Source organism: Geobacillus thermodenitrificans subsp. thermodenitrificans DSM 465, assembly GCF_000496575.1.
GTDB lineage: Bacteria > Bacillota > Bacilli > Bacillales > Anoxybacillaceae > Geobacillus > Geobacillus thermodenitrificans.
In genome coordinates this window covers 1-13,279 of record NZ_AYKT01000030.1, presented here as the reverse complement: position 1 = coordinate 13,279, position 13,279 = coordinate 1, and the positions used below count along the sequence as shown (strand labels likewise).

13 protein-coding genes, 1 other RNA gene and 1 other annotated feature are annotated in these 13,279 nt (G+C 49.4%); of the genes, 12 read left to right on the top strand and 2 right to left on the bottom strand.

What is annotated here, in order from left to right; all coding sequences use genetic code 11:
* Window positions 1-67: 67 nt before the first annotated feature.
* A complete protein-coding gene (locus DSM465_RS0117120; RefSeq protein WP_011886594.1) occupies window positions 68-1,054 on the bottom strand; it encodes a YaaC family protein in 987 nt (328 codons plus the stop codon).
* A gap of 126 nt (window positions 1,055-1,180) precedes the next feature.
* On the opposite strand from DSM465_RS0117120, the gene guaB reads away from it, so the two are divergent.
* The 5 genes from guaB to serS all read left to right on the top strand — a co-directional run bounded on the left by guaB (window position 1,181) and on the right by serS (window position 7,289).
* A complete protein-coding gene (gene guaB / locus DSM465_RS0117115) occupies window positions 1,181-2,647 on the top strand; it encodes an IMP dehydrogenase (protein WP_008882089.1) in 1,467 nt (488 codons plus the stop codon).
* A 103-nt stretch (window positions 2,648-2,750) separates the two neighbouring features.
* Window positions 2,751-4,109 carry a serine hydrolase gene (locus DSM465_RS0117110; protein WP_008882088.1) on the top strand — a complete coding sequence of 453 codons (1,359 nt, stop codon included), beginning with the start codon at window positions 2,751-2,753 and terminating at the stop codon, window positions 4,107-4,109.
* Between the two features lie 129 nt (window positions 4,110-4,238).
* Window positions 4,239-5,123 (top strand): pyridoxal 5'-phosphate synthase lyase subunit PdxS, encoded by an 885-nt coding sequence (gene pdxS / locus DSM465_RS0117105; RefSeq protein WP_008882087.1) that lies wholly within the window; start codon window positions 4,239-4,241, stop codon window positions 5,121-5,123.
* Between the two features lie 24 nt (window positions 5,124-5,147).
* Entirely contained in the window at window positions 5,148-5,735 is a 588-nt protein-coding gene (pdxT, locus tag DSM465_RS0117100) for a pyridoxal 5'-phosphate synthase glutaminase subunit PdxT (protein WP_008882086.1), read from the top strand.
* Window positions 5,736-5,740: 5 nt separating this feature from the next.
* Window positions 5,741-5,961, top strand: a binding site (T-box leader).
* Window positions 5,962-6,014: 53 nt separating this feature from the next.
* Window positions 6,015-7,289, top strand: coding sequence for a serine--tRNA ligase (gene serS, locus DSM465_RS0117095; protein ID WP_029761873.1), 1,275 nt, complete (start codon window positions 6,015-6,017; stop codon window positions 7,287-7,289).
* A 256-nt stretch (window positions 7,290-7,545) separates the two neighbouring features.
* Here the strand turns inward: serS and DSM465_RS0117090 are convergent, their stop codons facing one another.
* Complete coding sequence (locus tag DSM465_RS0117090) at window positions 7,546-8,832, bottom strand: glycoside hydrolase family 18 protein (RefSeq protein WP_008882091.1); 1,287 nt, start codon at window positions 8,830-8,832, stop codon at window positions 7,546-7,548.
* An 85-nt stretch (window positions 8,833-8,917) separates the two neighbouring features.
* On the opposite strand from DSM465_RS0117090, the gene tadA reads away from it, so the two are divergent.
* The 7 genes from tadA to DSM465_RS0117060 all read left to right on the top strand — a co-directional run bounded on the left by tadA (window position 8,918) and on the right by DSM465_RS0117060 (window position 13,056).
* Window positions 8,918-9,400 (top strand): tRNA adenosine(34) deaminase TadA, encoded by a 483-nt coding sequence (tadA, locus tag DSM465_RS0117085; protein ID WP_029761871.1) that lies wholly within the window; start codon window positions 8,918-8,920, stop codon window positions 9,398-9,400.
* A 53-nt stretch (window positions 9,401-9,453) separates the two neighbouring features.
* Window positions 9,454-9,718: signal recognition particle sRNA large type (gene ffs / locus DSM465_RS19180), an RNA gene on the top strand.
* Window positions 9,719-9,831: 113 nt separating this feature from the next.
* Window positions 9,832-11,511 (top strand): DNA polymerase III subunit gamma/tau, encoded by a 1,680-nt coding sequence (dnaX, locus tag DSM465_RS0117080; protein WP_029761870.1) that lies wholly within the window; start codon window positions 9,832-9,834, stop codon window positions 11,509-11,511.
* A 25-nt stretch (window positions 11,512-11,536) separates the two neighbouring features.
* Entirely contained in the window at window positions 11,537-11,860 is a 324-nt protein-coding gene (locus DSM465_RS0117075) for a YbaB/EbfC family nucleoid-associated protein (protein WP_374717317.1), read from the top strand.
* Window positions 11,861-11,869: 9 nt separating this feature from the next.
* On the top strand, window positions 11,870-12,466 hold the full coding sequence (recR, locus tag DSM465_RS0117070) for a recombination mediator RecR (RefSeq protein WP_029761869.1): 597 nt from the start codon (window positions 11,870-11,872) through the stop codon (window positions 12,464-12,466).
* 23 nt (window positions 12,467-12,489) lie between these two features.
* Window positions 12,490-12,714, top strand: a complete 225-nt coding sequence (locus DSM465_RS0117065) for a YaaL family protein (protein WP_008882096.1) — start codon at window positions 12,490-12,492, stop codon at window positions 12,712-12,714.
* A gap of 78 nt (window positions 12,715-12,792) precedes the next feature.
* Entirely contained in the window at window positions 12,793-13,056 is a 264-nt protein-coding gene (locus DSM465_RS0117060; protein WP_008882097.1) for a pro-sigmaK processing inhibitor BofA family protein, read from the top strand.
* Window positions 13,057-13,279 lie beyond the last annotated feature (223 nt).

The following is a 13,279-nucleotide window of genomic DNA, read 5'->3' as shown; positions in this document are numbered from 1 at the left end:
GCGCCCCTGCAAGAGTAGGTCGCTGCTAGGCGAAAGAAACCCCTGCTGTTTCAAACAGCAGGGGTTTTTAATTTGGTTTAGCCAAAAGCTTTTGCATCAAATATTCGTTCAACAATAACGGGACTTTTTCCGCCGACACGGAAAGGAATTGAAGAATAAAAATATACGCCTTGCTGGAGTAGGAGTGAAGGAGTTCGCTCCACCATTCGGTCTCGTAACGGGAGATCATGCTTAAGTTATAGAGCAACAAGTAATGGGCGTGAATCTCTGGGAGTGTAAAAATTTTTTCTTTCTTGGTCGGGATATGGTATGTCCCGTTAAGATGAAATAAAAATGGGCCCTCTCCCACGGAAGATAGCGGCGTTGCTGTCTCAAAATAAAGAAATTCTCCGTCCTCTTTGATGAAGACAAGCTTCCTTCCTTGCCCCTCCTCTCCAATGTATTGGATAAATCGGGATAACGACATGTGATAGTGATCTAAAATTGTTTTTGGGATGGCCAGTATCGGTGGTGAAACGTTATGTACAATCGGCAAAGATAATGGCTTTTTTCGTCCGCCTAGGAAAAAAAACGTTTCATGTAGTTCACAAATCCGTTGCAACAGTGTGCCCATGCGAAACTTTTCCCCAGCTTCCTGTTTCACATGAAACATTTTTTCAGAAAAGTGAGTGAACAAACCATTTTTTTGTACTTTTACTTCGTCATCTAAAAATTCATAGCCTTGTTTTTTTCGCTTTCTCGTTGACACCCCATGGGCTAAGACAGATGTTGACTCCGGGTAGTTGGGATCAACGGTAAGCAAGCAGGCTTTTAAAAGCTGAACCATTCCGTAAAATAAAAGAACTGGCTTGATCGACAACGGGGCCTGCTGGGCAGCGGCGTAAAAGTTTTGTCCGTGCTCCAAATAGTACAAAAACGGATAACAATTTGTATAACTGCGTTGAACTGCGTCATCGCGTTGCTGTTGCTTGTAGCATTGCTGCAAAAAGTGTTGCGCGGTATCCGCGGAACGGAAAACGGAAAGGTTGAATGCACTTTTGGTATTTCCGAACATTTTTGCCCTCCTTGTTGCTGAATTGTAGGGAAATAACTGAAAAGTAGGACATTTTTTTGATTCCTTGACAGTAGTTTAACCAGTTGTTAAGCTACTAATAATATTTCCGGACAAGGGGGAGAAAACATGTGGGAAGCGAAATTCGCGAAGGAAGGATTGACGTTTGACGATGTTCTTCTCATCCCGGCAAAATCTGACGTGCTGCCGCGCGATGTTGATGTCACGACGAGGTTAAGTGACACACTGCAGTTGAACATCCCGATTATTAGCGCTGGCATGGATACCGTCACCGAGGCCGAAATGGCGATTGCGATGGCGCGTCAAGGTGGTCTTGGTATCATCCACAAAAACATGTCCATTGAGCAGCAAGCTGAGCAAGTCGATAAAGTAAAACGGTCGGAGCGAGGGGTTATTACTGATCCGTTTTTCTTAACGCCTGATCATCAAGTGTACGATGCGGAGCATTTAATGGGCAAATACCGCATCTCAGGTGTGCCGATCGTGAACAACGCTGAGGAACAAAAGCTTGTTGGGATTATTACAAACCGCGATTTGCGTTTTATTCAAGACTACTCGATTAAAATTTCCGAGGTAATGACGAAAGAAAATTTGATCACAGCTCCGGTTGGAACAACGTTAGAGGAAGCGGAGAAAATTTTGCAACAACATAAAGTCGAGAAATTGCCGCTTGTTGATGAAAACGGGATACTAAAAGGGTTAATTACCATCAAGGACATTGAGAAGGTGATTGAGTTCCCGAACTCGGCGAAGGACGCGAAAGGACGGCTTGTCGTCGGGGCGGCTGTTGGAGTGACAGCGGACACGATGATCCGTGTTAAAAAACTCGTTGAGGCAGGGGTTGACGTCATTGTCGTCGACACGGCGCACGGCCACTCCAAAGGTGTCCTCGAGACAGTGGCCAATATCCGTCGCCAGTACCCAGATTTGAACATTATCGCTGGGAATGTCGCGACAGCTGAGGCGACGCGCGACTTAATTGAAGCGGGAGCAAACATTATTAAAGTCGGGATCGGTCCGGGATCTATTTGCACGACACGGGTTGTCGCCGGGGTTGGAGTGCCGCAAATTACAGCCATTTACGATTGTGCGACGGAGGCGCGCAAACATGGCGTTCCGATTATCGCTGACGGCGGGATCAAATATTCCGGCGACATCGTGAAGGCGATGGCGGCTGGAGCGCATGCTGTTATGCTTGGTAGTTTGCTCGCCGGCGTCTCAGAAAGCCCAGGTGAGACGGAAATTTATCAAGGACGTCGCTTTAAAGTGTACCGGGGTATGGGATCGGTCGCGTCAATGGAGCGAGGCAGCAAGGACCGCTATTTCCAAGAGGAAGCGAAAAAGTTTGTCCCGGAAGGCATCGAGGGACGCGTGCCATACAAAGGACCGCTCGCTGATACGATTTACCAGCTCGTCGGCGGACTGCGTGCTGGTATGGGCTACTGCGGAACGCGGAACTTGGACGAGTTGCGGGAGAAAACACAATTTATCCGCATGACGGGCGCAGGACTCCGTGAAAGCCATCCGCACGATGTACAAATTACGAAAGAGGCGCCAAACTACTCTGCGTTTTAAGCGAGGTTGCGCCAATCGACCTAACTTTGACGGAGACATGTTCTCCGTCTATTTTTTTGGCTGTCCATATGTTACAATAACGGTTGTGTAAGGAGGGTGCGACGTGGAGACAAAGAAACGAAACTGGTTTGTTTGGCTACTATCAATTTGTCTTTGTTTGACGCTATGGCCGTTCCAAGCAACGGTGAAAGCGGAGAGCGCGCCGCTTGATATTCGGGCCGATGCCGCTATTTTAGTGGACGCGCAAACAGGAAGAATTTTGTACGAAAAAAATATTGATGCGGTGCTTGGCATTGCCAGTATGACGAAAATGATGACTGAATACTTGCTCCTTGACGCTATTAAAGCGAAGCGCGTCAAATGGGATCAAACGTATACGCCAAGCGATTACGTGTACCGGCTGTCGCAAGACCGGTCGCTGTCGAACGTCCCTCTGCGCAAGGACGGGCAATATACGGTTCGTGAGCTGTACGAGGCGATGGCCATTTATTCAGCGAATGCAGCAACGGTCGCGATTGCCGAAATCATTGCCGGATCAGAGAAAAATTTTGTGCGAATGATGAATGAAAAGGGGAAAGAGCTTGGGCTCAAAGACTATAAATTTGTCAATTCAACCGGGTTAAGCAACAGTGACTTAAAGGGATTCCATCCACAAGGAACAAGCCAAGACGAGGAAAACGTCATGTCCGCACGGGCGATGGCGACCCTTGCCTACCGGCTGCTGAAAGATCACCCAGAAGTGCTGGAAACAGCGAGCATTCCAAAGAAACTGTTCCGCGAAGGAACGGATGATGAAATTCGAATGGACAACTGGAACTGGATGTTGCCAGGGCTTGTGTACGGATATGAAGGGGTAGACGGATTAAAAACTGGCTATACTGAATTTGCCGGCAATTGCTTCACTGGAACGGCGAAACGAAACGGTGTCCGCCTTATTTCTGTCGTTATGAACGCGAAAAATGCGAGCGGAAAAACGACGAAAGAGGCGCGCTTCGAGGAGACGAAAAAGCTATTTAACTATGGATTCAATCAATACTCGCTCCAAACGCTTTATCCGAAGGGATATCAGCTGAAAGGAAAAGAGAAGCTTCCAGTCGCGAAAGGGAAAGAAAAAGAGGTTCGTGTCAAGACAGGTAAAAAACTGTCGCTGTTAGTCAGAAACGGCGAGGAAAAACAGTACAAGCCGGTATATGTATTGGACAAGAAAAAAATGACAAATGAAGGAAAGCTGACTGCTCCGTTGAAAAAGGGGGAGACAGTCGGGTATATGACGCTCGAATATAAAGGAGACGACTCTCTCGCCTTTTTAAGCCCGGACATGCAAAAAAACATCCGGGTGCCGCTTGTTACGACAGTCGAGGTAGAAAAAGCAAACTGGTTTGTGCTCTCAATGCGTGCGATCGGTGGGCTGTTTGCCGACTTATGGACGAGCGCGGTCAAAGCGGTGAAAGGTTGGCTGTAAAATGACTCCCCTGCCAGGGGAGCTTTTTTCCATTGTGATTTTTGTAAAAATTGAGTTAAAATAAAACAGTATAAATCATCCTTTTGCGCATATGGCAAAGCATAACGATAGGAATAGGGGGAATCAACGGTGGCATTGACAGGTACGGATCGCGTCAAACGAGGGATGGCGGAAATGCAAAAAGGCGGCGTAATTATGGACGTCGTAAATGCGGAACAAGCAAAAATTGCGGAGGCGGCAGGAGCTGTCGCGGTTATGGCGCTCGAGCGTGTCCCTGCAGACATTCGTGCTGCTGGCGGTGTCGCGCGCATGGCAGACCCGACGGTGGTCGAAGAAGTGATGAACGCTGTGTCGATCCCGGTCATGGCGAAAGTGCGCATCGGTCATTATGTGGAAGCGCGCGTCCTTGAGGCGCTTGGTGTTGACTATATCGATGAAAGTGAAGTATTGACGCCGGCTGATGAGGAATTCCATATCGATAAACGGCAGTTTACGGTTCCGTTTGTATGCGGTTGTCGCGATTTGGGGGAGGCTGCCCGCCGCATTGCTGAAGGGGCATCAATGCTACGGACAAAAGGGGAGCCGGGGACAGGCAACATTGTTGAAGCGGTGCGCCATATGCGCAAGGTCAACGCGCAAATCCGTAAAGTTGTTAGCATGAGTGAAGACGAACTTGTCGCTGAGGCGAAACAGCTTGGGGCTCCGGTCGAAGTGTTGCGCGAAATTAAACGAATTGGTCGCCTCCCGGTCGTCAACTTCGCTGCTGGCGGTGTCGCGACACCGGCTGACGCTGCTCTCATGATGCACTTAGGCGCAGACGGTGTCTTTGTCGGGTCGGGCATTTTTAAATCGGAAAACCCAGAAAAATATGCGCGTGCGATTGTTGAAGCGACAACTCATTACGAAGACTATGAGCTGATCGCCCACTTGTCCAAAGGGCTGGGTGGTGCGATGCGCGGCATCGATGTCGCGACATTGTTGCCAGAGCACCGCATGCAAGAACGTGGCTGGTAAGCTAGGCAAAGGAGCAAAGGAACGATGAAAATAGGTGTACTCGGACTGCAAGGAGCCGTGCAAGAACATGTCCGCGCCATTGAGGCGTGCGGCGCCGAGGCGGTTGTCGTGAAAAAGACAGAGCAGCTCACTGGACTCGACGGACTCGTGTTGCCGGGCGGCGAAAGCACAACGATGCGTCGTCTCATCGATCGGTATGGACTTATGGAACCGCTGAAGCAATTTGCTGCTGACGGCAAACCGATGTTCGGTACGTGCGCCGGGCTCATTTTGCTGGCGAAACGAATCGTCGGCTACGATGAGCCACATCTAGGTTTGATGGACATTACGGTTGAACGAAACTCGTTCGGCCGGCAACGGGAAAGCTTTGAAGCTGAGCTGTCAATCAAAGGGGTCGGCGATGGGTTTGTCGGCGTTTTTATCCGCGCACCGCACATCGTTGAGGTCGGGGACGAGGTCGAAGTCCTCGCGACATACAATGACCGCATTGTCGCGGCTCGACAAGGCCAGTTTCTTGGTTGCTCGTTCCACCCTGAGTTGACTGATGACCATCGGTTAATGCGATATTTCTTAAATATGGTGAAGGAAGCAAAAACGGTATCAAGCATTTAATCAATGGGAAAGCGATGAGAGGAACTAGTAGCAGGCGTCCGTCCTTTCAGAGAGCCGGTGGGTGGTGTGAACCGGTAGGAGGAGCCTGTGAATCCATCCTCGAGCAAAGCGCTGAACGCTCAAGCGGCCAGTAGGCGTTTTCGGCAGCCGCCGTTACCGGCATAAAAGTGGAAGGCATGGTGGCCTTCAATAAGGGTGGCACCGCGGGAACGCTCCCGTCCCTTTTTGGGACGGGAGCATTTTTATGTATAATAAATGGTGGATAAGGAGGTAAAGCGAATGCTGGATGTGAAATTACTACGCACCCAATTTCAAGAGGTGAAAGAAAAACTGCTGCAGCGCGGCGACGACTTGGCCAACATCGACCGGTTTGAGCAGCTTGATAAAGAGCGTCGTCGTTTGATCGCTCAGGTGGAGGAGTTAAAAAGCAAGCGCAATGAGGTGTCGCAACAAATTGCTGTCTTAAAGCGTGAAAAAAAGGACGCCGAGTCGTTGATCGTCGAAATGCGCGAAGTCGGCGACCGCATTAAACAAATGGACGAGCAAATTCGCCAACTTGAAGAAGAGCTCGACAGCCTTCTGTTATCGATTCCGAATGTACCGCATGAGTCAGTGCCAGTCGGTCAGTCGGAAGAAGATAATGTCGAAGTGCGAAGATGGGGGGAACCGCGTTCGTTCTCGTTCGAACCGAAGCCACATTGGGACATTGCTGACCAACTCGGTTTGCTCGATTTTGAGCGGGCTGCCAAAGTGGCAGGAAGTCGGTTTGTGTTTTACAAAGGACTAGGGGCTCGTCTTGAGCGGGCATTAATCAACTTTATGCTCGACATCCATCTCGATGAATTTGGCTATCAAGAGGTGTTGCCGCCATACTTAGTGAACCGGGCGAGCATGATCGGAACAGGGCAATTGCCAAAATTTGCGGAAGACGCGTTCCACTTGGACAATGAAGACTATTTTCTCATTCCAACAGCGGAAGTGCCTGTGACGAATTTGCATCGCGATGAAATTTTAACGGCTGATGACTTGCCGCTTTACTATGCGGCTTACAGCGCGTGCTTCCGCGCCGAAGCTGGCTCGGCTGGCCGTGACACGCGGGGGCTCATCCGCCAGCACCAATTCAATAAAGTGGAGCTCGTCAAGTTCGTCAAGCCGGAGGATTCATATGACGAGTTGGAAAAATTGACGCACCAAGCCGAAACGATCCTGCAACGGCTCGGACTTCCGTATCGCGTCGTAGCCTTGTGTACAGGGGATCTGGGATTTTCAGCGGCGAAGACGTATGATATTGAGGTGTGGCTGCCAAGCTATGGAACGTATCGGGAAATTTCGTCGTGCAGCAACTTTGAGGCGTTCCAGGCGCGCCGAGCTAATATCCGCTTCCGTCGCGAGCCGAAAGCAAAGCCAGAATATGTGCATACGCTAAACGGTTCGGGGCTAGCCATCGGCCGCACGGTTGCTGCCATTTTGGAAAACTACCAACAAGAAGACGGATCGGTCGTCATCCCGGAAGCGCTCCGTCCATATATGGGGAATCGGGATGTCATTCGCTAAACAAAAGGCACGTTTTCCTAGATAAATCGTTGGTTGACTTTTCCCGGTAACCATGTTATATTGAATGACGTTGGCAACGAGGATAAAGGGATGGCGGATGCCAATTTCTTGTTCTCAGCCACGGCGATAACGAACAATACTGACGCGCATAAGAGGAGATTGCTAGCCGAAACGGCTGACCAAGGGTGCCGTTTCCAGCCATAAAAAAACCCGCCGATCGAAGGCGGGTTTTTTTATTGTTTTGGCCTTGGTGTTTTTATTTTTTCACCACCGTGAATTGATCGTTGATCAGCAGCCAATTTTGCGGGAAGTCAAGACCAAGCTTCCAGTAACTTACTCCACGCAAACCAAGTTCCTTAACTAAATTAAATTTCGCTTGGATGGAACGGGCATCTTCAAACCATACTTCATGTTCACGGCCATTCTCATCCCGGTAGCGGAAATGCGGCGCCTGCGCCTCGACATCGTATTCGATAGCAACGTTATACTTTGCGGCGAGAGCGATGGCTTGTTGCGGGCTAATGGCTCGTGCGTACGGGCCACCCGGTACATACGGCAACGTCCAGTCATAGCCATACAAGTTTTGTCCCATTAAAATTTTTCCTGCCGGCATTTCCGAAAGGGCGTACTCGAGAACGCGTCGAACCGGTCCGATCGGAGAAACAGGCATCGGCGGTCCACCGCTGTAGCCCCATTCGTACGTCATAATGACGACAAAATCGACAATTTGACCGTGGGCGCGGTAGTCGTGCGCCTCGTACCAACGCCCGCGCTGAGTTGCACTCGTTTTCGGCGCCAAAGCGGTCGATATCAACCATCCTTCTCGTTCAAATCGGCGTTTCGCCTTGCGTAAAAAGGCGTTGTATGCCTCGCGGTCTTCCGGGCGCAAATATTCAAAATCGAAATGAATGTCGCGGAAACCGTATTGCCTCGCGGTCGCGACAATGTTGTCAAGCAAGCGGTTTTGCAGCGTTTCATTGGTTAAGATGAGTGCACCGAGCTCATCGCTGAACTGTCCGTTTTCAATGTTGGCGACAACCATGACAAGCGTGACGCGGTTGGCGCGGGCGATGGCAGGAAAATCATCAAGCGGCGGTCCTTGCAGTGTCGCGTCGCGCCGGATGGAAAAATAAAAGGGGCTTAAATAGGTCAAATACGGAGCGGCCTCACGGGCGCTTGCTTCCAGTGCCGGGCTGACGGTCGTTCCACGCGGTTCGATATATGCGTTAAACTCTGCCCTCCGCTTAGCGCCGGGTGGGATGTAAAGCCGCTGGCCGACCCGCAGGGGGGCGTTTAAGGAGAGGCGGTTCACCTCTGCGAGACGTTGCATCGGAAGTGAAAATCGGCGTGCAATCGACCATAAACTGTCGCCGCGTTGCACCCAATAAAAACGGCCGACGATCGGGATCACGAGCGTCTGGCCGACAACAAGTTCATCAGGATTTGGAAGTTTGTTGGCCCGGACAATTTCCTCAACGGTCGTTCCGTATGCCTCAGCGATCCCGCTCAACGTTTGTCCGCTCTGTATGACATGGATTTGCATACTTGACCTCCTAGTTGCGTCTTTATTCTCCATATTTTATGATGGAAAGAGAAGAGAAATGACCGTTTGCACGAAGGGGTATATGATGAACAACGATGAGTATTACATGAGGTTAGCGATTGAAGAAGCAAAGAAAGCCGAGCAAATCGGTGAAGTGCCGATTGGTGCCGTCATCGTTCAAGACGGACGCGTCATCGCCCGCGCCCATAATTTGCGGGAAACGGAGCAGCGTGCCATTGCCCATGCGGAAATTTTAGCGATTGATGAAGCGTGCCAGGCAACTGGTTCATGGCGGCTCGAACGAGCGACGTTGTATGTGACGCTTGAACCATGCGCCATGTGCGCGGGGGCCATCGTCCTTTCTCGCATTGAGCGGGTTGTGTTTGGTGCCAGTGACCCAAAAGGGGGATGCGCCGGGACGTTGATGAATTTGTTGCAAGAGAGCCGTTTTAACCATCAAGCCGACGTCACTAGCGGAGTGTTGGCTAGCGAGTGTGGATCGTTGCTAAGCGATTTTTTTCGCCGATTGCGTGAACGAAAGAAAAATGTTGGTGGAAGTTCCAACTAAAAATCCGCCTATTTACATTGCATTTTTTCCACAAACGAGATATACTGATAGTGCCGTGCTAAGCGGGGAGGTAGCGGTGCCCTGTACTCGCAATCCGCTCTAGCGAGGCTGAATCCCTTCTCGAGGTTAGTCTGTTGTGAGGTCTGTCTCAAGCAAGTGGTGTTGACGTCTGGGTCCCGCGCAATGGGATTCCGTGAACCCTGTCAGGTCCGGAAGGAAGCAGCAGTAAGCGGATGCTCCCATGTGCCGCGGGGGTGCCTGGGCTGAGCTAACTACTTGAGCAACGCTCGGGGCAGCTAATCGACAGAAGGTGCACGGCCTTACATAGGTGAAACAAAACCCACTCGTAATGAGTGGGTTTTTTATTATTTTAAATTGAAACGAGAAGTTATATAATAAATAGGATGAGAGGAAGAGGAGGGCCGTTTCCCGTGGCATACCAAGCGTTATACCGTGTTTTCCGGCCGCAGCGTTTTGCCGACATGGTCGGCCAAGAACACGTAACGAAAACATTGCAAAGCGCCCTGCTTCAACATAAAATATCGCATGCTTACTTATTTTCCGGTCCACGTGGGACGGGAAAAACGAGTGCGGCGAAAATTTTCGCCAAGGCGGTCAATTGTGAACATGCTCCGGCGGCCGAGCCGTGCAATGAATGTCCCGTTTGTCTCGGCATTACGAACGGAACGGTTCCCGATGTGTTGGAAATTGACGCCGCTTCCAACAACCGTGTCGATGAAATCCGCGACATCCGCGAGAAAGTAAAGTTTGCACCGACTTCGGTCCGCTATAAAGTGTACATTATTGATGAAGTACACATGCTATCGATCGGCGCGTTTAACGCACTGCTGAAAACGTTAGAAGAGCCGCCGAAACACGTCATTTTCATTTTGGCCACGACCGAGCCGCATAAAATTCCGGCAACAATTATTTCCCGTTGTCAACGGTTCGACTTTCGCCGCATTCCGCTATCGGCCATCGTTTCCCGGCTGAAATACGTAGCGAATGCCCAAGGTGTGGAAGCATCTGATGAGGCGCTGTCAGCCATTGCCCGTGCCGCCGATGGGGGGATGCGCGATGCGCTCAGTTTACTTGATCAAGCGATTTCGTTTAGCAATGGGAAGCTTGAGGTCGACGATGTGCTGTCGATGACGGGGGCGGCGTCATTTGCTGCATTAGCCGACTTCATTGGAGCCATCTACCGCAAAGATACAGCTGCGGTTCTGCAGCAGTTCGAAACAATGATGGCTCAGGGGAAAGACCCCAATCGTTTGGTGGAAGATTTAATTTTATATTGTCGCGACTTGCTGCTCTACAAAACCGCCCCTCATGTGGAAGGAGCCATTCAAATTGCAGTCGTCGATGAGGCGTTTACCTCGCTTTCGGAAACGATTCCTCTTTCTAATTTATACGGAGCGATTGAGCTGTTGAACAAAAGTCAGCAAGAGATGAAATGGACGAACCACCCACGTCTCCTTTTGGAAGTGGCGCTCGTTAGGCTTTGCCATCAGCCGGCTGCCGCGCCGTCGTTATCTGCTTCCGAGCTGGAGCCGTTAGTGAAGCGGATTGAGACGTTAGAAGCCGAACTGCGCCGTCTGAAGGAACAACCGTCCGCTTCCCCATCGGCCGCCGCTCCGGCGAAAAAAACGACGAAAGTGGCGAAAACCGGGGGATATAAAGCGCCAGTTGGCCGCATTCATGAACTGTTGAAGCAAGCGACGCACGAAGATTTAGCCTTAATTAAAGGCCGCTGGGCGGACGTACTTGATACGTTGAAACGGCAGCATAAAGTGTCGCACGCCGCCTTGCTTCAAGAGAGCGAGCCGGTTGCAGCAAGCGCCTCGGCATTTGTGTTAAAGTTTAAGTATGAAATCCACTGCAAAATGGCGACGGATCCGGGGAGCTCAGTGAAAGAAAATGTTGAAGCGATTTTGTTCGAAATGACGAATCGGCGATTTGAAATGGTCGCCATTCCGGAAGAAGAATGGGGAAAAATAAGGGAAGATTTTATCCGTAACAAAGAGGCTAAAGCAGAAAAAAGTGAGGAAGAACCGTTGATTGCCGAGGCGAAACGGTTGTTTGGTGAAGAACTGATCGAAATTAAAGAATAAACGATTGAAGGAGGATTCCAAAATGATGCGTGGCGGAATGGGAAATATGCAAAAAATGTTAAAGCAAATGCAGAAAATGCAAAAAGAAATGCAAAAGGCACAAGAAGAGTTAGCGGAAAAAACAGTAGAAGGGACGGCTGGGGGAGGTATGGTGACAGTCGTTGCCAATGGCCATAAACAAATTTTGGAGGTCAAAATTAAAGAAGAAGTGGTAGACCCTGATGATATTGAAATGTTACAAGATTTAATTTTAGCGGCAACAAACGATGCACTAAAAAAAGTGGATGAACTAGCTAACGACATGATGGGGCAGTTTACCAAAGGGCTAAACATTCCAGGACTGTTCTAGGGGGAAACCATGCATTATCCAGAGCCAATATCGAAGTTAATTGACAGTTTTATGAAACTGCCCGGGATTGGTCCAAAAACGGCCGCCCGTCTTGCGTTCCATGTGCTGGCAATGAAAGAAGATACCGTGCTCGAGTTTGCCAAAGCGCTGGTCGATGTGAAGCGTCATATTCATTATTGTACGATTTGCGGACATATTACAGATACAGACCCTTGTTACATCTGCAAAGATGAACGGCGCGATCGGACGATGATTTGCGTCGTCCAAGACCCAAAAGATGTCATCGCTATGGAGAAGATGAAGGAATATAACGGTCTATATCATGTGTTGCATGGAGCCATCTCCCCGATGGAAGGGATCGGACCGGAAGACATTAAAATTGCGGAACTGCTAGCGAGATTGCAGGACGAAACGATCCAAGAAGTGATTTTAGCGACCGACCCAAACATTGAAGGGGAGGCGACGGCCATGTATTTATCGCGTCTGTTAAAACCAACAGGGATCAAAGTTACCCGCATCGCCCATGGGTTGCCAGTTGGTGGTGATTTGGAATATGCGGACGAAGTGACGTTATCAAAAGCGTTGGAAGGACGCCGCGAGCTGTAGAGAGAAAGAAGGTGGGGATCGGTTTGTTATGGCGGCGGAAGGGGAAACTAAAGAGACAATTTGATGAAAAGCTAATCGCTGAGCTACAAAAAGCAAGAACCGAGTGGTTCGAACAAAAACAACTTATCGAAAAAAGTGTTGACCCATCGCTGGAGGTGCTAAGCGCGCTGCAACTTGCGGAGGCAAAATATTTTTTTCTCCTCCGGGAAGCGAAGCATCGCCGCGTCACATTGAAGGAAGTGCGTTAACTTCCTTATTTTTTTGTTCTTTTTTCTCCCGTGTTTCATACGTTTGTAGTACAAGCGTACAAAAAGGGGGTTCAACCATTGGAACCAAAAGTTGTCATTAGCGTACTACTAGCGCTCATTACCGTGCTCCTTATCGTCGGTGCTCGTTTTAAGGCGCTTCGCTTTTTCGGCTATGCCGCCATCCGTCTGATCGTAGGCGCACTAGCGCTGTTTGTCATCAATGCCATTGGCGGACATTTTAGCATTCATATTCCGATTAACTTTATCACCTCACTCGTTTGTGGATTTCTTGGCATCCCAGGGGCTGCGGCATTAATTGTAATCGACCAATATATTTTGTAAGGATCCGTTTAGCTAAAATAGAATTGAGAAGGCATCGTCTAGCCAAAATGCCTTTTCATTTTTTTTGTTAAAAACTATTGACTTTTACATAGATATCAAGTATATTAATAAACGTCGCTGATAAAAATAAAAAACATATTGACAGCGAAATGAATGGTGAGTATAATAATAAAAGTGTGCAACACCAATTATAAAGTTCCTTGAAAACTAAACAAAACACAAG

What these genes read in the sequence shown, in the direction of transcription:
- DSM465_RS0117120 (WP_011886594.1), bottom strand. Translation starts at nt 1,054, where the DNA reads ATGTTCGGAAATACCAAAAGTGCATTCAACCTTTCCGTTTTCCGTTCC.
- guaB (WP_008882089.1), top strand. Translation starts at nt 1,181, where the DNA reads ATGTGGGAAGCGAAATTCGCGAAGGAAGGATTGACGTTTGACGATGTT.
- pdxT (WP_008882086.1), top strand. Translation starts at nt 5,148, where the DNA reads ATGAAAATAGGTGTACTCGGACTGCAAGGAGCCGTGCAAGAACATGTC.
- serS (WP_029761873.1), top strand. Translation starts at nt 6,015, where the DNA reads ATGCTGGATGTGAAATTACTACGCACCCAATTTCAAGAGGTGAAAGAA.
- DSM465_RS0117090 (WP_008882091.1), bottom strand. Translation starts at nt 8,832, where the DNA reads ATGCAAATCCATGTCATACAGAGCGGACAAACGTTGAGCGGGATCGCT.
- tadA (WP_029761871.1), top strand. Translation starts at nt 8,918, where the DNA reads ATGAACAACGATGAGTATTACATGAGGTTAGCGATTGAAGAAGCAAAG.
- DSM465_RS0117075 (WP_374717317.1), top strand. Translation starts at nt 11,537, where the DNA reads ATGCGTGGCGGAATGGGAAATATGCAAAAAATGTTAAAGCAAATGCAG.
- recR (WP_029761869.1), top strand. Translation starts at nt 11,870, where the DNA reads ATGCATTATCCAGAGCCAATATCGAAGTTAATTGACAGTTTTATGAAA.